17 protein-coding genes are annotated in these 18,733 nt (G+C 40.7%); 10 read left to right on the forward strand and 7 right to left on the reverse strand.

What is annotated here, in order from left to right; translation table 11 throughout:
- The first annotated feature begins 142 nt into the window (after positions 1 to 142).
- Positions 143 to 1,858: a diguanylate cyclase gene (locus AB4153_RS02115; RefSeq protein ID WP_371996187.1), complete on the forward strand. Its 1,716-nt coding sequence runs from the start codon at positions 143 to 145 to the stop codon at positions 1,856 to 1,858.
- 29 nt (positions 1,859 to 1,887) lie between these two features.
- Here AB4153_RS02115 and AB4153_RS02120 read toward each other — a convergent pair whose 3' ends face one another.
- A complete protein-coding gene (locus tag AB4153_RS02120) occupies positions 1,888 to 2,229 on the reverse strand; it encodes a winged helix-turn-helix domain-containing protein (protein ID WP_229369001.1) in 342 nt (113 codons plus the stop codon).
- A 199-nt stretch (positions 2,230 to 2,428) separates the two neighbouring features.
- Here AB4153_RS02120 and AB4153_RS02125 point away from each other — a divergent pair, with 199 nt between their 5' ends.
- A complete protein-coding gene (locus tag AB4153_RS02125; RefSeq protein WP_371996189.1) occupies positions 2,429 to 3,238 on the forward strand; it encodes a PH domain-containing protein in 810 nt (269 codons plus the stop codon).
- Positions 3,231 to 4,874 (forward strand): PH domain-containing protein, encoded by a 1,644-nt coding sequence (locus AB4153_RS02130; RefSeq protein WP_371996190.1) that lies wholly within the window; start codon positions 3,231 to 3,233, stop codon positions 4,872 to 4,874. The genes AB4153_RS02125 and AB4153_RS02130 overlap by 8 nt, the downstream gene beginning before the upstream one ends.
- 218 nt (positions 4,875 to 5,092) lie before the next feature.
- Here AB4153_RS02130 and AB4153_RS02135 read toward each other — a convergent pair whose 3' ends face one another.
- The gene (locus AB4153_RS02135; RefSeq protein ID WP_371996191.1) at positions 5,093 to 5,524 is read right to left on the reverse strand and encodes a universal stress protein; all 432 of its coding nucleotides are present in this window, start codon (positions 5,522 to 5,524) and stop codon (positions 5,093 to 5,095) included.
- Between the two features lie 454 nt (positions 5,525 to 5,978).
- Here AB4153_RS02135 and AB4153_RS02140 point away from each other — a divergent pair, with 454 nt between their 5' ends.
- The 4 genes from AB4153_RS02140 (at position 5,979) to AB4153_RS02155 (ending at position 10,659) form a co-directional block, all read left to right on the forward strand.
- On the forward strand, positions 5,979 to 7,403 hold the full coding sequence (locus AB4153_RS02140) for a coniferyl aldehyde dehydrogenase (RefSeq protein WP_371996192.1): 1,425 nt from the start codon (positions 5,979 to 5,981) through the stop codon (positions 7,401 to 7,403).
- A gap of 141 nt (positions 7,404 to 7,544) precedes the next feature.
- Positions 7,545 to 8,234 carry a TetR/AcrR family transcriptional regulator gene (locus AB4153_RS02145; protein ID WP_102526156.1) on the forward strand — a complete coding sequence of 230 codons (690 nt, stop codon included), beginning with the start codon at positions 7,545 to 7,547 and terminating at the stop codon, positions 8,232 to 8,234.
- 129 nt (positions 8,235 to 8,363) lie between these two features.
- Positions 8,364 to 9,458, forward strand: a complete 1,095-nt coding sequence (locus AB4153_RS02150; protein ID WP_371996194.1) for an alkene reductase — start codon at positions 8,364 to 8,366, stop codon at positions 9,456 to 9,458.
- A 112-nt stretch (positions 9,459 to 9,570) separates the two neighbouring features.
- Positions 9,571 to 10,659: an alkene reductase gene (locus AB4153_RS02155; RefSeq protein ID WP_371996195.1), complete on the forward strand. Its 1,089-nt coding sequence runs from the start codon at positions 9,571 to 9,573 to the stop codon at positions 10,657 to 10,659.
- A gap of 169 nt (positions 10,660 to 10,828) precedes the next feature.
- Here AB4153_RS02155 and AB4153_RS02160 read toward each other — a convergent pair whose 3' ends face one another.
- A complete protein-coding gene (locus tag AB4153_RS02160; protein ID WP_102526153.1) occupies positions 10,829 to 11,212 on the reverse strand; it encodes an MAPEG family protein in 384 nt (127 codons plus the stop codon).
- A 498-nt stretch (positions 11,213 to 11,710) separates the two neighbouring features.
- Between AB4153_RS02160 and AB4153_RS02165 the strand changes: the two genes are divergently transcribed.
- The 3 genes from AB4153_RS02165 to AB4153_RS02175 all read left to right on the forward strand — a co-directional run bounded on the left by AB4153_RS02165 (position 11,711) and on the right by AB4153_RS02175 (position 14,055).
- The gene (locus AB4153_RS02165; RefSeq protein ID WP_102526152.1) at positions 11,711 to 12,169 is read left to right on the forward strand and encodes a hypothetical protein; all 459 of its coding nucleotides are present in this window, start codon (positions 11,711 to 11,713) and stop codon (positions 12,167 to 12,169) included.
- Between the two features lie 138 nt (positions 12,170 to 12,307).
- Positions 12,308 to 13,261: a DUF692 domain-containing protein gene (locus tag AB4153_RS02170; protein ID WP_102526151.1), complete on the forward strand. Its 954-nt coding sequence runs from the start codon at positions 12,308 to 12,310 to the stop codon at positions 13,259 to 13,261.
- On the forward strand, positions 13,258 to 14,055 hold the full coding sequence (locus tag AB4153_RS02175) for a putative DNA-binding domain-containing protein (protein ID WP_371996196.1): 798 nt from the start codon (positions 13,258 to 13,260) through the stop codon (positions 14,053 to 14,055). Before AB4153_RS02170 ends, AB4153_RS02175 begins: the two co-directional genes overlap by 4 nt.
- Before the next feature lie 47 nt (positions 14,056 to 14,102).
- On the opposite strand, the gene AB4153_RS02180 is transcribed toward AB4153_RS02175, so the two are convergent.
- From AB4153_RS02180 to AB4153_RS02195, 4 genes are all read right to left on the reverse strand, one after another.
- Positions 14,103 to 14,549 carry a DUF3291 domain-containing protein gene (locus AB4153_RS02180; RefSeq protein WP_248954897.1) on the reverse strand — a complete coding sequence of 149 codons (447 nt, stop codon included), beginning with the start codon at positions 14,547 to 14,549 and terminating at the stop codon, positions 14,103 to 14,105.
- Between the two features lie 30 nt (positions 14,550 to 14,579).
- A complete protein-coding gene (locus AB4153_RS02185; RefSeq protein ID WP_371996198.1) occupies positions 14,580 to 15,920 on the reverse strand; it encodes an ATP-binding protein in 1,341 nt (446 codons plus the stop codon).
- 47 nt (positions 15,921 to 15,967) lie between these two features.
- The gene (locus tag AB4153_RS02190; RefSeq protein WP_371996200.1) at positions 15,968 to 17,335 is read right to left on the reverse strand and encodes a sigma-54-dependent transcriptional regulator; all 1,368 of its coding nucleotides are present in this window, start codon (positions 17,333 to 17,335) and stop codon (positions 15,968 to 15,970) included.
- A gap of 171 nt (positions 17,336 to 17,506) precedes the next feature.
- A complete protein-coding gene (locus tag AB4153_RS02195) occupies positions 17,507 to 18,715 on the reverse strand; it encodes an ABC transporter permease (protein ID WP_371996202.1) in 1,209 nt (402 codons plus the stop codon).
- Positions 18,716 to 18,733: the final 18 nt, after the last annotated feature.

Raw genomic sequence — 18,733 nt, forward strand, 5'->3', positions numbered from 1 at the left:
CGAAGCTTAGCCTTAACAGAGCGTTATGAACAAACAGCGCTTAATACACAGCTCTTAATAAACAAGACTCTAGCTAAATCGCACTTTGCTAGAACATGGATTTCAGCGTTAACAAGATAAATAATGGTATTTTATCGCACTTATGAAATGGATATTTACGTTAGCTATTAGTTTAATTCTTGGATTGAACGTCAGCATAGTTCAAGCTGACGCCCTTCATTTATCTGAAAACCATCCAGAACCCATCGGCTACTCTCTTTCCCAATATGTTGAAAAGGACAGGCTGAATGCTTCTCAGGCTTTTGAGCTTTTAAAAAAAGGAAAATTTAGTCCCGTTAATCAAAGTATCAGTAACTACGGTATTAATGCCAAACCGGTATGGCTGCATCTCACTATTAATAATGATGCCTCAGAACCCTTGAATCGAGTTTTGCATATTGATAATTATTGGCTCGACGAAGTCAGCGCCTTTTGGTTTGATAACGATACAATAGTCCACTTTGAGCACCAAGGCGACTTGTCACTTTACTACCAACAATCGGCAATGCAGCCGAGTTTTAACTTTAACTACAGCTACCCGATAGGCAAAACTGATGTGCTTATCAGAGTACAAACACCCGATCCGATGGCAGTTCCCGTTTATTTGTTTAACCAAAAAGAAATGCTACAAAAAAGTGCTTTCAATAATTATAGTTACGGGTTTCTCTATGGCGCGATCACTGCTTTATTAATCTACAACTTCATTTTATTCATTGGCCTACGGCTCAAAAGCTATCTTTTTTATAGTTTGTATCTTGGTAACTTTTTACTGCTCCACTTTGCCTACAGTGGTCATGGTTCTTTATGGCTGTGGCCTAACTCTCCCTTATGGCAACAATGGTCAATTCCCCTGCTGATGGTGACCTTTTGTACTAGCGGGATTTTATTCGCTTGCCACTTTCTACGATTAAAATTTCAATTGCCTACACTTAATCGGATTTTAAAAAGTTTATGCATCATTTTCCCAGTATTAATGCTGATGGCAGTAATGCTACAAGATAGAGTATTAGGACTCATATTTGCCTTTGATCTTATGCTGTTATTTAGTGGCCTAATGATTGTATTAGGTGTTTTGTCACTTAACTTTGGCAATATCTCTGCACGATTCTTCTTAATAGGCTCCATTTCTTCAATGTTGGGCATCGCTGTGACTTGTTTAGCGGTTTGGAATTATATCCCCTTTAATCATTTCACTTATCGCGCTGCAGAAGTCGGTTTTTTTATCGACGTATTATTGTTGGCCCTTGCCTTAACCGAACGATTTAGGCGAGTAGAAAATGAAAAAAACATCGCTGAAAAAATGGCCAATATGGATCCGCTCACCCGACTTAATAATCGTCGCGCATTCTACCAACTAGTCGAGCCGATGTTTGCCGAAGAAAAAATTCAAAAATCCGCTTCTATTTTAATGATAGATATTGACCTATTTAAAGGGATTAATGATACCTATGGACATAACTTTGGTGATGAAGTTTTGGTTAAAGTCGCTACTTTAATCAGAGATACATTGCGAAAAGATGATGTACTAGCACGCTGGGGCGGTGAAGAATTCATCATCTTTTTGCCCCACACACAAGAACAAGAAGCCAATACGCTTGCAGCAAGATTATGTGAGAATATCGCTAAACTGCCATTCACCCAATCACAACGTAAAATCAATGTCACTGCCAGTATTGGTATTGTTACAAGCTGCAGTGCGATCAATCAGTTGCCCATGTTAATTGAAGTTGCCGATAAACATTTATATCAAGCTAAACGCTCAGGGCGAAATCAAATCTGTGGCGGACTTTCACCAGATGTAAATCGTGCCGTGAGTTAATGTCTAAGGTTATGGCTATGGGTTATGGGTTATGGAATGTCGATATCAAGTTGCTGACAAATATCTGCGATATTAGCTTCAACCCATTGATAGTTGATCGGGCCCCAATCTTTTAATTGATAATACCCTGCATTATGTCGTTCGCCATCCTGGATAAATGTAATCTTTACGCCAATATCTAACATGGCAGCTAAGGTATCTTGAATGGTTCTACGGGGCATTTTTGATATCTGATGTAACGACAACAAGTTTTGCTGTTGCTGAGAAATTAAATAGCACAGATACAGTTTACGTAAAAAAGCTTTATGCGCCTTTGAAATGAGTTTAGGTTCTGCAGTGTCGTTAACGATTGAATTACTAGAAGATGCCATAAATACTTTTCCATGTTTAGGTATAGGTTTTCCATACGCAGATATCAATAAGCTATAAGATTGCGTATTGATTAGAAAGCATTTTATAGATTTAATTCTATATAAATAAGCGATTATTCATGCTTAATTAACAAACATATAATGCTAAGTTTCACTGATTAAAAGTCGCAATCGCCTATTGGCACAATAAGGACAATTAATGACTTCAACGTCTGATTTATCAAGTAATGCATCAACTGCGGCAGCAACCTCTCAGCAGCTAATAGAACAAGGTTCTGAGCACGCAGAAACGCCGACAGATAAAACATTGCTGACCCAGTCACAGTGGCAACCCTATAGCGATTTATCCTTATCTGCTGTTGATAAAAATTATCCAAAACAAATAGCAATACAAACATCAGGGCTTGTTGTGGTTATCATTGCAATCATTATGTTCATCATGAATATCGACAACCAAGCAGGAATATCTCATTCACTAACCGTTTTTACAGTATTAAGCTTATTAGGCGCAGGCTTGGTAATCCTGAAACATAAAGCCGCTAAAAATCTTGGCTACGGCGTGCTAGAACATGAACTTGTTGTTCGAAAAGGACTCTGGTGGATATCGACAACGACCCTGCCTTTCACTCGCCTACAACATGTCAGTTTGTCACAAAATCCACTGCAAAGAAGGTTTTCTCTGGCAACGCTAAAATGCTTTAGTGCCGGCAGTGGCGCCGCTGAAATCTATTTACCAGGATTATTATTTGATACCGCTGAACACCTAAGGCAGCATTTATTGCATCAAGCCACGGCGTACCAATCAAAACAAAGCTCAGACACATCGCTACAAACAGAGCAAACAAACCAGCATTTAACACCAAATGACAATGTCATAGAAAGTGAACATGACATTATGAATCAAGATCTAGATGTGGGTGTGGATGTGGATGTGGATGTGGATGTGGATGTGGATTTAGCCTCTGAGACTAGCTCAAAAAAAGCACAAGGCGATAAGCAAGATGACTGAGTCTAAAGATGCGACTTCAGTCAATAAACCACAAAAAAGTCACGGCGATTTTAGCCAATGGCAATCCCTTTCGCCTTGGTCAATGCTCAGCTTTAGCTTTGGCACCGCCAAAGCTATTTTATCCAACGGTTATGCCATTATCCCTATTGTTTTTGCCGGCTGGAAAAATGGGTTTGATTTACAATTAGGGCTACTAGCTGCCATCGTTTTGATGATTTTGTTGTCTGTATTTGCCGTTATTCAATGGCGTAAATACCGCTTTAAACTCAATGGTCAACAACTCAACATTAAACGAGGGTTATTGTTTACCCGCAAAGACGAAATCCCATTCAATAAAATCCAAAATATTCGATATGAACAGCCCTTTTACTTTAAGCCATTAAAGTTAGGCACCTTAGTCATCGAAACTGCTGGTTCAAAAGAAGATGAAGCTCACTTAGCAGCACTGAATGCTAGTGATGCAAACTTAATAAAACAGCAATTATTACAACTCCAATCAAGCTCAAACGAGCACCTTGGAGCAGAACAACTCGAAACTGGTCTATTCGAAGCTGGTCAACTCAATAGCACCACTGCCAATGAAAATAGAATTGAAGACAATCCGCTAGAAGCTCACCGCCTTGATAGCGCACAAGTATCACAGTCTACAAGGCTTATTATCAAACGAGATTTAAAGCAGCTAATCCAGTTTGGTTTTTATCAAAATAATTTAATTTGGCTCGCGGTTATTGCCGGGCCCATCTTGGGGCAAATCAAATGGGAAGACATTGTTGAAATTCCGCTGGTGCAATATATCTGGACGAACATAGTTAGTTTTAGTGGCGAAAATCTCACCCTTCAAGTTATCTCAGCAGTCATCATTTTCGCTTTAATCTATAGCTTGTTTTCTCTTATCTCTATTATTGCAGCTGTGCTGAAATACTACCCCTATCGCCTGGAAAAAAGACTGAAAACTCTGCAGCGCAGTGGTGGCGTGATATCGCATCAGCAAGATGCTTTAGCGATTAAACGCGTGCAGTTATTACATTTCAGCCAACCGGTTCTTGCTAGTTTTTTTGGCGTATGGACGGTTTACCTAAAACAAGTAAAAGGCCAAGAGGTCGAGCAGAAAGCGGCGCAACATATGTTGATCCCCACTGTAAAAACCGCTGAAATAAGCACGATATTACAGCATATCCCTGAGCTTTCAGGAGGATGTAATAGCATCCCCAAAACCTACCAAAGCATTGCGTTTGCCTGGTTCACTAGACGTGGGTTTATTGCGTTTATCCCAGCGGCGCTGTTAACCGCAATTGAAGGGCTAGATATCTTCACAGGGATACTTTGGTTAGTAGCTTTCCTAGTGATGGGGTTAATCTATTTAAGATATAAACAATGGGGTTATGTCATCGAAGATAATGTCGTATGGCAACATAGTGGGCTTTTCAGTCGTAACTGGAAAAGAATCCCTTTCGAGAAAGTCCAACATGTATCCATAATTCAAACGAAGGCGCAAAAGAAAAAAGGTTATGCCTATCTCAAACTCGGATTAGCCAGTGGTAGCTTAACCTTGCCTTATATAAAGCAACTTGATGCAAACTTTATTGCTGAAAAGGCAATGGCACGTACTAAGTATGACTCGAGTAACTGGATTTAGGCTAGGGCGTATTGATCTTTTTGGTTGAGTTTTGTGCGCCAAAAATTCGCTGTAAAAATAACCTTGAAAGATCAACACGCGCTAGTCATCAAATGAGTTGTCAGTGATATCCTGACAGCTCATTCCACTAACTAAACCTTGAAAATAGCCTTTAATCAAAGGCACGATTATCAGTGTATGATCTAAGTGTTCCGCACCACTAATAACTGCTCAGTTAACTATTTGACCACTAATACTGGGCAATCAGCTTGATTAGCCACTTCTTCAGCAACGTTGTCATGTAAAAAATGAGCTAAACCTGTTCTTCCGTGGCTGGCAATCACCACCATACCAATATCGCTACTATTGGCTTCTGACACAATTTCTTCAATTGCGTCACCGCGCCTGATCACGGTTTCAACAGGCAGATCAGTTTTAAGCTCTGCTAGTAAACTGCGCATTTTATCTGCGGCTGCTTGCTCCATGCTTTTAGCCAGTTCTTCGGGGGTAATCGCAAGGATCATGTAATTTTCATCACCTAAAGGCTGGTCAACCACATGTAGAATACGGATCCCTACTTGGTATAAATTCGCCATTTCAATGGCATAACGTAAAGCATGGGATGCTGTTTCAGAAAAGTCTGTTGGCCATAAAATATTACGTGTACGCATAATGATTTCCTCCTGCAGATTGAAAACAAATAAATAACTCATCTATATTGTTCAGATAACTCATGGTTACCGATACTGCTTAAACCTTTATCAGGTCGACGATACTCTCATTGAATATACCAAGTTTTTTTTAATTTATACTTAATATTTTTGCACTGATGACATGAGTAATGATTAAAGGATGAGCAACTTATCACACTATTACCCAGGCTGAGTTTGACCTTAGGAACATAGTTAAACACGTACTTGAGCACTTATTTGAACACTTAACTTCAATCCAATTTTACCCACTAATAAAAGTGTAGTGTAAATCCATAATCACCTCCTTGATACAGCTCAAATTTCAAACTACTTGCTATTTATTCAATACTAGCCCATAGTAAACCGACTAATCGGTCGGTTTTATTTTATACATAACAGCAATCATGAAACATGGTTGATGCTAGGAGAATTTATGAATATGGCAGTCAGTGACAATCAGCAAACATCATTGCAGCTTTTACTGGAGCAGCAACGCAATGCATACCTTTCTATGCCAGCACCTAGCTATCAGTCACGTATAGAAAAGCTTAACAAGCTGAAAGCGGCATTACTTGAGAACAGTGAACAGTTCGTTAATGCATTAGCCACTGATTATGGTCATCGTTCAGGCAATGACACCATGATTTCTGACATTATGCCGTGTATTAATAATATTAATTACTCGATTAAACACCTTAAGTCTTGGATGAAACCAGATAGACGTCATGCTGGTTTATTACTTGCTCCGTCTTCTGTCACCGTTCATTACCAGCCATTGGGTGTTGTAGGCATTATCGTGCCTTGGAATTTCCCTGTGATGTTAGCGGTAGGGCCTTTAATTACCGCTATTGCAGCAGGTAATCGTGCGATGCTTAAAATGTCAGAATTTACCCCTGCCACCAATCAGGTTTTAATTGCTCTATTGAGCGATATATTTTCCCAAGATGAAGTTGCTGTTGTAGAAGGTGAAGCAGATATCGCTGCTCAGTTCTCATCATTGCCATTCGATCATTTATTATTTACTGGCTCAACCACAGTGGGACGTCACGTTATGCGTTCGGCTGCTGATAACTTAACGCCTGTGACATTAGAGCTCGGTGGTAAATCGCCTGTTATCGTCGCGCCTGATATTGACATTCCAACAGCTGTTGAGCGATTAATCTATGGTAAGTGTTTAAACGCAGGTCAAATCTGTGTAGCGCCAGATTACATATTATGCCCTGAAGATAAAGTCGATGCGTTCATCAGCGAGTATCAAAAACGTTTCAATAAGATGTATCCAGATTTTGCCAATAACCCAGATTACGGCAATGTTATCAATGAACGTCAGTATTCGCGTTTACTCGCTGTATTAGAAGACGCCAAACAAAAAGGCGCAACAATTCACCCCGCTGCAGAATATGCCATTGATGCCAATGTGCGTAAGTTACCGACGCAGCTGATCACATCTACAACTGATGACATGACTGTCATGCAAGAAGAAATTTTCGGGCCATTATTGCCGATCATTAGTTATCAAAATATTGATAAAGCCATTGGCTACATCAATAAAAATGAGCGCCCTTTAGCGCTTTATGTCATGAGTTTTGATAACGCGACCCAGCAACACATCATTCAAAATACTCATTCTGGCGGAGTGTGTATTAATGATACCGTTTTTCATGTGGCAGCAGATGATGCACCATTTGGTGGTATTGGACCTTCAGGTATGGGGCACTATCACGGTAAAGAAGGCTTCTTAACCTTTAGTCACGCTAAAACAGTGTTAAAAAGCGGTAAATTCAACTCGGGGATATTTGTCCATCCACCTTACGGCACAAAAATCCAAGCATTATTGATGAAAATGTTTTTACGCTAAGTTATCTTACGATATAACAACTAGTTAGTGTTTTACGTAAAAATACAACGTAAGTAATGTTTAAAATAGAAACTGGAGATTGCTAGATCGTTTCAGCATCTCCATTGACTATATCGTTAATGAAATAAGTAAAGGTCACCAATGGAAAGTAAAGCGAAGTCGAGTAAGACGGATAAAAAACAAGCGATTTTAGACGCCGCACTTATTCTGTTTGTTGAACAAGGTTTTCATGGCACCTCTACAGCCTCTATCGCCAAAAAGTCAGGTGTCGCCACTGGCACCTTATTTCATCATTTTCCTTCTAAAGAAGCCCTGTTAAACCATCTATTTGTATCAGTTAAACAAGAGTTTGCGGACTCAATCACAGCATCGATGGCCAAACTTGCAGCCGACGAAGTGAGCATAAAGCTGAACGATAATACGATCACGGGTTCAGCTGAATTAAACGTGACTCATTCTATTTCTGCCGACGTTAATAACGCTGCGACCCTCAAACATAGTGCCAACAGCTTATGGCAACACGCTATCGACTGGGCATTACTTTACCCGATAAAACAGCGCTTTTTCTTGCAGTTTTCGCTATCTTCAGAAATCGATGCCACCATCAGAGCGCAAGCAATGAATAGCATTTTGCATTTTATTATTGAGCTTATCGCCAAAGGCCAACAACTTAATATCATAGCTAATTTTCCGTTAGCATTGATGCTTGAAAATTGTCACGGCCAATACCTCGCCGCGATTCGATACTTCACCGACAACCCTCAATGGGGTCACGATATAACTCACCGCGAAGCCAGCTTTGAGATGTTTTGGCGTTCCATGAAAGCGTAATCTTGTCGAAAGAAAATTCAAATCTACACTTTTGCAATTTTAACAAAAGTAATTTGTAATAATTGCTATTTTTGTAACGTAACCGATTAGCTAACATAGCCTCAATTCGCAAATCATTGAGGACTTATCATGACCGCTGCACTTTTTAATCCCATTAAACTCGGCAAACTCACGCTAGCTAACCGAATTGTCATGCCACCAATGACGCGCTCTCGTGCCAATAACACAGATGACAGCGCCACTGACATCATGGCAACCTATTATGCTCAACGTAGCAGTGCTGGGCTGATTATCGGTGAAGGCAGCCAAATTTCTGCTATGGCTAAAGGCTATGCTTGGACTCCCGGGATTTATTCAGATAAACAACTATCCGGCTGGAAAAAAGTCACTGATGCAGTTCATGCTAAGCATGGCATTATGTTTGCTCAACTCTGGCATGTTGGCAGGGTCACTCACCCTGAAAACATTGGTAATCAGCAGCCAATATCGTCATCAGCAATCAAAGCTGAAAACGTCAAAGTATTCATCGATGATGGTAAAAATGGTCCAGGTTTTGTTGACGTCGTTGAACCAAGAGAAATGACACATGCGGACATTAAACAAGTGGTCGAACAATTTAAACAAGCCGCACTCAATGCCGTAAAAGCGGGCTTTGATGGTATTGAGTTGCACGCTGCTAATGGTTATTTAATTAACCAATTTATTGATTCTGAATCAAACCTACGTACTGATGAGTATGGTGGCTCACTAAGCAACCGTTTACGCTTTTTAGATGAAGTGATCACAGCAATGGCAAGCGCTATTGGCGCTGATAAAATTGGGGTCCGCTTAGCGCCTTTGACCACACTTAACGGTACAGTCGATGCTTCACCTGAACTCACCTATACCGCTGCAGCTAAGTTACTCAATCAACATGATGTTGCGTATATCCATATCGCAGAAGCTGACTGGGATGATGCCCCAGTAATGAGTATTGAGTTTAAACAAGCGCTCAGAGCGGCTTTTAAAGGCGTGTTAATTTATGCAGGAAAATACACAAGCCAAAGAGCTACTACAGCTATTGAATCAGGTCTTGCTGACATGATTGCATTCGGTCGACCTTTTGTAGCGAACCCTGATTTACCAGCAAGAATAAAACATGGCCATACTTGGGCAAGTCATAATCCAGAGACATTATTTGGTGGTGATGAAAAAGGCTTAACTGACTATCCAAGTTATACATAGCTCCGTTTTCACAATGCCGTCAGACAGTTAGTTTGCTTTGCAATATCACTATTAACACAGGTGCAGATGTGCTTATTAACAGCACATCTGCTCAGAAGAATTAGGAATTGTTATGTTATTTTCAGAATTTCCAATGGCGAGCGGCACACTTGCCAATCGTATCGTCATGGCGCCAATGACACGTTCACGTACCACTCAACCAGGTGATGTACCTAATGATTTAATGGCTAACTACTATCAGCAGCGCGCTTCGGCAGGACTTATTATTGCTGAAGGTACGCCAATTTCAGCTGTGGCACGTGGCTACTCGTTAACACCGGGAATTTATAGCCAACAGCATATCGAAGGTTGGAAAAAGACGACGACAGCAGTGCACAAACAAGGCGGCAAGATTTTCTTGCAACTATGGCATGTCGGCCGACGTTCGCACACTGATATTGCTGGCCAGCAGCCAGTAGCACCATCAGCAATTAAACAACCGGATCAGGTTTACGGTCCTTTGGCTGATGGAAGTTTCGGCATGGTTGAAACGTCAATTCCAAGAGCCATGACCAATGAGGATATTGAGCAAACCACCGCTGACTTTGTTCAAGCGGCACGTAATGCAATTGAAGCAGGATTTGATGGTGTAGAACTTCACGGTGCTCACGGCTATTTACTGGATCAATTCATGCGTTCTGTAAGCAACCAACGCCAAGATGAATATGGCGGCAGCCAGCAAAATAGACTACGTTTTCCACTTGAGGTGATCAATGCTGTTAATGATGCCATTGGCGCTGACAAAGTGGCTATCCGTTTATCACCATTAGTGGGTGAAGGATTTAAAGAGGTTGATAGCGATATTATTGAAGTCACGGAGCTGCTACTGAAGCAACTTGCTCCTATGAAGCTTGCCTATGTGCATTTTTCCGAAAACATCGGCGATTACACCGAAGCAACTGATAGCTTTAGACAGAAAATTCGTGATATTTATCCAAACCCGATAATGGTTGCAGGTAAACTCACTCAACAAAGTGCGCAAGCTTTGCTTGAAAAAGGTTATGTAGACTTAGTCGCCTTTGGTACGCCTTACGTGACTAATCCCGATTTAGTCCAGCGATTTAATCAGAATATTTCACTTACAGAGTTTGATGCTGATGCCAGATTAACCCTCTATGGCGGAGGCGCTGAAGGTTATACAGACTATGCAGTTCATACTTAAATAAGACTGGTTTATAACATACTAATTTATAACAGACTGATTGATAAAACTAAGTCATATTATCTAATTATTAAAAGTAGAGTGATATGAATTAGCCTAGAATAATCACTACAAAAAAGCGCTTATCGTTTATATAAACGGTAAGCGCTTTTTATTCATTCAAGCATATTTAAAAAGCTTGAAAGAAAATCCCAAAGGCACTAAATATTCCGACAAACCAAGCCAGTGAACGCATAGTGGCAATGCCTTTTAAATAAAGTAAGTGATAACTAACCCTTGCGATGACATGTACGATAGCCAAGGTCGACACTAGTGGGGTGACATTATCGGTAGCAAGCACTACAAGACAACTTATGCCAAAAACAATCAATGACTCAAACGCATTCTGATGCCCAGCTAATGCTCTAGCACCAACCCCAGTTAACTGTGCTTGTTGCGAACGTGGGTGAGCATTGTCATAACCGCCCAGTTTTGCCATAGCAACTGCCACAGGACCTTTAGCCAAATAAGGTAATAACATAGCGATAAATAAACAGATAAGTAGAGTTTGCATTAATGCTTCCAAGCTTGCAGAGGACAATTAGCCGACAGTAAATCACTTTTTAGTGGCTTTAAAAAGGACTTTTCAACTGTCTAGATTTAAATTTTCAATTGTCTAGATTTAAATTTTCAATTATCTAGACTTAAAAATAACCGCTTATGAAGTGATAAATAGGCTCAGTTAGCTGAAATCAGAAATTTATTTCATTAACATAAAACTGAATTTAAATTGTTTTAAATCAACTGTAAAACGCTATTCTCGCCCTGCTTGGTTATAACATTTTGTTTACCTCACACAACTAATTTGAAATATCCCAGCCACCCTCACGGTCAATATAGTTACCTGCTATTAAGACAGATAACCGCGGACAGTATCTTTTAAGAGCAGCATCTTTTAATTAGTAGGAGCACATGTAAGTGTCTACTTACCTCACTAATTAAGCTTACAACTCAATTGAACACTCAATAATATTGATTCATTTGAACGTTCAAATTTAAGCAAGGAACTATCATGAATACGAAAGCACAAACAGCACTTTCAGGTGCAGCACTTGCAATGGCAATGGCTGGGTTATCAGGTCAAGCAGTGGCAGGTGAATCTAATACTGCACCTTTAGCTGCGGGTGAAACCGATTTAGTCCACTGTTATGACGTCAATGTCTGTAAAGGACACAATGATTGCGGTACAGCTGATAATGCCTGTAAAGGCCAAGCAAGTTGTGAAGGAACTGGGTTTGTTGCTATGCCATCAAAGGCCTGTGGTGATGTTGGCGGTAAAGTCAAAGATGACTGGGTTGGTAAAATAACGAAGGCAGATTTGGTCCATTGTTACGGCGTCAACGTATGTAAAGGCCATAATGATTGTAAAGGCGCTGATCATGCGTGTGGTGGCAAAGCGAGCTGTAAAGGTTCAGGTTTTGTCAATACAACAGCTAAATCATGTGCTGACATCGGCGGTAAAACGGGTTAGCGATCATTTGAGCGAACATTCCAATAAGAGTTCGCTACTGTGAAAAAGTAAAAAGTGATGGCTTGGTAAGATTCCCCCCCTAATTTCCAAGCTATTAACTTCCCGCACAATGCGATGCGTTCAATAAGAGGTAAGCCAATGTCAGAACAGAAAATCACACAAGACTTTATTGGTTTTGGCTTAGGGTTACGCACGGATCATTTCGAGTATATTTTGCAGCACCAACCTGCTATCGATTGGTTTGAAGTCTTATCTGAAAACTACTTAGTTGCTGGGGGTAAACCTCGATACTATTTAGAGGCAATCGCAGAGCAATATCCGGTAGTCATGCACGGCGTATCAATGTCAATTGGCAGTACTGACCCACTGGATATGGACTACCTTAAATCTCTAAAAAAACTCAGTAATGACATTAATCCTAAATGGATCTCTGATCATATTTGCTGGACGTCAATTCATGGCGTTAACAGTCATGATTTATTACCTTTGCCCTACACAGAAGAAACCGTTAAACATGTGGCTGAACGAGTGAAAATAGCCCAAGACGTTTTGGGCAGAAGGCTGCTACTTGAAAACGTATCCAGTTACCTATCATATAAAGACTCAACCATGGATGAATGGGACTTTTTATCACAAGTTGCAGAAGAAGCTGATTGCCTTATTTTACTGGATATCAACAATATTTACGTCAGTGCTCGAAACCATTTTTTTAACCCACTAGATTACTTAAAAAAAATTGATCCTCGTCGTGTACAACAATTTCATTTAGCTGGCCACTCAGACTACGGCGAATATGTGATTGATACTCACGACCACGATGTACCGCCCAGTGTGTGGACATTATATCAAGCAGCGCTTGAGCGCTTTGGCCCCATCAGCACCATGATTGAACGAGATGCCAATATTCCAGATTTTCCAGTGCTATACCAAGAGCTGCTAGAGGCGCAGAAAATCGCTGAACTCACCTTGCCGGGACATCCTGCATTAAGCCAGTCATCACTCGCCCCAATGGGAGCGATATCGCCAATGAGTACTAATGAAGATCTTATTCAGCATCCTTATCAGTTACCCAGTAAAAAGGTGGCCGTATGAGTCAACTAAGACAAACTCAACAAGCGTTTATGCAATATTTATTATCGGCCAAAAGCGATAATAACCTTGTTGATATCAGGGAGCGGGTTTCGGATCAAAAAGGAATTTCTGCAGACCATCGACTACAAATCTATGCCAATGCATATCGAATTCGTCTGAAAGAAACCATGGAAACAGATCATCAGATTTTAGGCCAATATTTAGGTGATGAACTATTTGATAAGTTAGCCATAGAATATCTCGACGCTCACCCCTCTTCAGCAACATCTCTGCGACAGTTTTGCGATAATTTACCCGCGTTTTTGCGCACAGATGACTTCTTTTGCCAATATCCTATTTTAGCTGATATTGCCCAATTTGAGCGTTTGTTACTCGCTGCTTTTGATGGCGCTGAGTCTACTCGAGCTGACTTCACAGATTTGCAGACTTTAGCACCTGAGTTATGGCCTGATTGCAGTTTACGCTTTCACCCAAGCTTACAAATGTTTAGCTGCAAAAGTAACGCTGTAGAAAGCTGGCAAGCACTTAAAGCTGAAACGGCTCCTGACGCCCCATATTATCAACAACAAAGGTATTGGGCCTTATGGCGTAACAGTGAAAGGTTGACTCAATTTGAATCATTAAATCAAAGCCAATACGCGCTATTAACAGGTTTTATTGAAGGAAATGATTTTGCCCATCAATGTGAGGCAATGCTGAATTGGTACGATGAACAGGCCGCACCTATGATGGTGCTGCAGACATTACAATCTTGGTTCAGTAAAGGCATTATCCGCGAGTTAGTCATTACTTAGAAACGAGTGCTTAGTGCAAAAATTGGCTTTTAGTTTTAGTCCTAAAATCAGGCTATATCGCTTTCGGTAAAGTTACTTTTAAACGTAAAAGCGTATGCCGAGTCACCATTTTCTCTTAAGTGCATTAACCTTTCTTTTGCTTCGTGAACATCAGGAGTATGCCCTTCAGCGACCCACCACAAAACATAGCTGTCTTCAGATAAGCGTTCAAACCACTCGCCTTTTCGGCGCATAAAATCGCGATGATGGGTGCGAAACATAAAGTTTTTTAGCGATTCAACATCTTCCCAAACGGACATATTGACAATCAAGCTCGGATCATCGAATACTTGAATTTGGGTGGCATCTCCAGACTCATCTTGCAGTCGCCATACAAAACCTAAACTCGCCTCGGCAATCCCATTGACCTCATCAAGATTATCAACAAAGTCTTTCATCTCTGGAGCTTCTAGTGGGTATTTACATTTTGCGATATTTAACTGTGCCAGTTTCATTTGCAATCTATTCCTTTAGCCTTCTATTTTTTAAATAACCGATTCTTTTGGCAGCCACAACTTAACGCTAAGTCCACCTTGTGCACGGTTTTGCATGGTAATATGACCGCCGTGAGCTTCTACTATTTCACGACATAAAGGCAGGCCAATTCCGGTACCTGACTGTTTAGTTGAATAAAACGGTAATAACGCTTGAGACAGCACTTCACTCGACATACCGCTACCATTATCTTCGATAGTGATAATAATGCCTGCTAGAGGATGATTTACCTGTTGAAAGCTTAAGCTGACTTTATCTTTATCAGCTCCCGATTCATGGGCATTTTTAAGTAAGTTAATCAGTACTTGTTCAAGCTGAACGCAATCTAATTCAATTGCCATTGTTGGTAAATCTGAATTCAATTTAAAAGCGTATTGCTCAGCTAATTGCTCAATCAAGTTATCCCAATTGACAATGGTTTTTCGAGGTAAGGGTAATTTGGCAAACTCTGCATAATGAGAGATAAATTGGCTTAAATGTGCCGTACGATTTTCGATGGTGTCGAATATCAACTCAAGCTTGTCGTTATTAACGTCCTTGGTTAACACTCTTCCTGAATTCACCATAGACGCTATAGGTGCTACTGAGTTGTTCAATTCGTGGCTGATAATGCGGATAACCTTCTTCCACACTGCCACTTCTTGGCGATTAAGTTCTTTGGTCAGCTGCTTGAGTAATATTAAATGGTGTTGTTGATTGTTTTGGCTGAACTTGCCCCGTGAGATATGCCAGGTCTCAACGTCATCATCACTACTATTTGGGTTGTCACCATCAATTGAAAATAGCCCTTCATGCTCGCTATCGAGTGCTTGCTTGAGCGCATGAGGTAGCTCTGCAATTAAATCAGATAACAACATACCTTCAATGCGTACACCTTGGTTAAATAAGTGTCTTGCAGCGTCATTGGCATAGATAATTCTTTGGTGGTCATCCACCAGCAACATAATGTTGGGTGAGTTTTGAATAACTTTATCGAGCATCAATTCACGTTGATAGATGAACTGCCGTTCATTACGCAGCTTTTGCGATGCTTGGTTATACAGCTCTGCAATGGCATCTAATTGTGGTTCGCCATAGCCATGTAAAGATACGCTAAATTCATTATCTTTAAAGTTGAGTAAACCCACTTCTAATGCGCTTAAACTATCGCTCAACGTTTGAGTTAACCACATACTAATTAAGAAACAAACTCCCGCACTAATGACAATCGCCAGCCATAATTGTTCAGGGCCAAATGAAAACCAAATACTCCAACCACATAGTCCGCTGACGGCCAGGCTTAAAAGATTACCAAGCACTAACTTACTTCGAAGTTGCAGCGTATTTTTCATTATCTATGTTCACTTTTATTCGCATTTAATAAAGTCATCGCCATGGGCTAATTAGCAGAAAGGCCGTATTTATCCATACGGCGATAAAGTGCTTGGCGGCTTAAACCTAAAGACTTAGCCACCCTCGCAATCACACCATTATGAGCGATAAGCGCTTGTTCAATTTGCAACTTATCGGGTTCAGATACTGGCATATTCTTAGTTGATACAGGCGTAGTCTCTTGAACTGTTGTATTGACGATTACAGATGTCAGCCCTAAATCAGCGCTGGTTAATACGGCATTTTGTGTCAGTAAAACCGCCCTTTTGCAGACGTTTTCAAGTTCTCTGACATTGCCAGACCACGGGTGTGATAATAATGCTTGCTGAGCAGGTTTATCAAAGCTAAACCCTTCACCAACAAAATGCAGTGCTAACGGTAAAATATCATCCACGCGCTGATTAAGTGGTGCTAATGGCAGCTCAATCACGTTTAAGCGGTAGAATAAATCTTCTCTAAACAGGCCATTGGCAATATCATCTGCTAAGTCTGCATTGGTTGCGCTAATCACGCGGACATTCACTCTTCGAGTTTGATGACTTCCAAGACGTTCAAATTCGCCAGTTTGCAGCACGCGTAATAGTTTCACTTGCCCAGATAACGGCAAGTTACCAATCTCATCTAAAAATAGTGTACCGCCGTCTGCGGCTTCAAAACGGCCTATGCGAACTTTGTTTGCACCAGTGAACGCGCCAGCTTCAGCGCCAAATAATTCGGCTTCCAGTAAATCCATTGGCAATGCGCCAATGTTCACTTTGATAAATGGCTTATGACTTAATAATGAGTTGGCTTGTAATATATCAGCAATTTTATCTTTGCCTGCACCATTAGGGCCCGTAATCATCACGGACACATCAGACTTGGCCACTTGTAATGCTAAATCAATACAGCGCTGCATTACGCCGCTGCCAAATACCATACCGCACAAGTCAGCATTGTTAATGGCACTCATGCGATCAGAGTCCACGCGGGTCAGTTGATTATTTTGCTTAGAAAGGTGATAAATCGACAATAGATTATTGATGCTAGTGAGCAGCTTGGCGTCATCCCAGGGCTTGCCCATGTAATCGGCAGCGCCTGCTTTAACCAATTCAACAGCGGTTTCTAATTGTGTCCACGCCGTCATTAAAATAATCGGTAAATTGGGCTGCTGCTGGCGTAAGGTATAAAACAGCTGCTTACCTTCTTCGCCAGAAGTCGTATCTTGAGTAAAGTTCATGTCTTGAATAACAAGACTAATATCTTGTTTAGATACAATATCTAAGGCTTGCTCTGGCGTTTCACAGCTCAATGCTCGATAGCCATGGATGTCTAACATCAACGTCAGTGCGCTGCATATAGCATGGTTGTCATCAACCACTAAAATACTATCCATGTGTATTATGTGTTCTCTTTGTATGTTCTGGCGTTATGTAATCCAGATAACGTTACTGTAAAAAGGTCTCTTTTGCGAGAAGCTTAAGCATGTATCAACCTAAGTTAGCATAAGGCCATAGGATTATTTTGAGGTTAATGGCGACGACTCACCATTAACCTATGATGTTAGTTAAACGCTGCGGGTTGCCATTGCAGGTGATATTTTTGCCGCCTTCAGCGCGGGGAAAATCACTGCCAATGTCGTCACGATTAACAAGCCAGCAATAGCGGCAATAGGATAAGTCATGGGTAACATGGGTAAACTATATAAACTCATTAATTGTTGACCTAATTGCAATGACAATAAGCCACCAATCACTCCACCAGCAAGACAAATCATGTAGTTTTCAACCATAAAGAAGTTAACAATATCGCGTTTTTTCGCCCCTAAAGCACGGCGAGTGCCAATCTGCTTAGTACGACGCTGAATATTGAACATCACCATCCCTGTTAACCCTAAAGCAGTAATCAACAGCAATAAAATCACCATCATGCTGAGTAAGGTTGCCATTAATCTATGGTTGCTATAAGACTCTTTCTTCATATCGAGTAGTGATGAAAAACCATCAATAACGCGATTAGGGTTTTCAGCATGAAACGCTTTGACAATGGCTTCTTCTAGAGCGGGAATATGTTCAGGTAAAGCACGTACCATATAGGTTTTATTCTTCAACCCACCGCCAAAATCAATATTTTGAATCACGCTATATTCAAAATTCTCATGATTAACCCAAGCCCCTTGTAGCTTTTCAATCACGCCAATAATTTCGATGGTTTGTGCACCTTGATACATGATTTTGCCAACGGGAGATTCATCTCCCCAGAACTCTTCAGCTAGAGGTTTCGATACCATCGCTACCATGCCGCTTTGATCAAGTTGAGTATTGATTTCTTCAGGACGAAAATTACGCCCTTCGATAAGCTTAGCGCCCATCACATTGAGTAAATGTTCATTACCTAAATACAAAGCAAAGCCAGGCATACTTTTGGCGGTGTCTTCATCGGCACTATCAACATAGCGATCCATCCAACCGCTACCACTGAGTGGCATCATGTTGGTTGAACTGGCATCAATGACATTGGGTAGGTCACGTAATATTTGTTGGTCGATAACATTTTGCTGAATGTTATCGATAGCAGGGTCAAAATTATAAACGTTAAAGCTTAAAACTTGCTCTTCCATTAAGCCCGAATCACGCTGCATCATGGTTAAACGTTCATGAATAATAAAGCTGGCATTAGCCACAATCGCAACTGACAAAATAATCTGTAACAGCAACAACACAGGACCACTTTTGCTGCGCATTAAACTCGATAAAATAGGTTTGATATGTAACATGTTGAATTCCTTTCTTTG

Source organism: Shewanella sp. 10N.286.52.E4 (assembly GCF_041468785.1).
GTDB lineage: Bacteria > Pseudomonadota > Gammaproteobacteria > Enterobacterales > Shewanellaceae > Shewanella > Shewanella electrodiphila.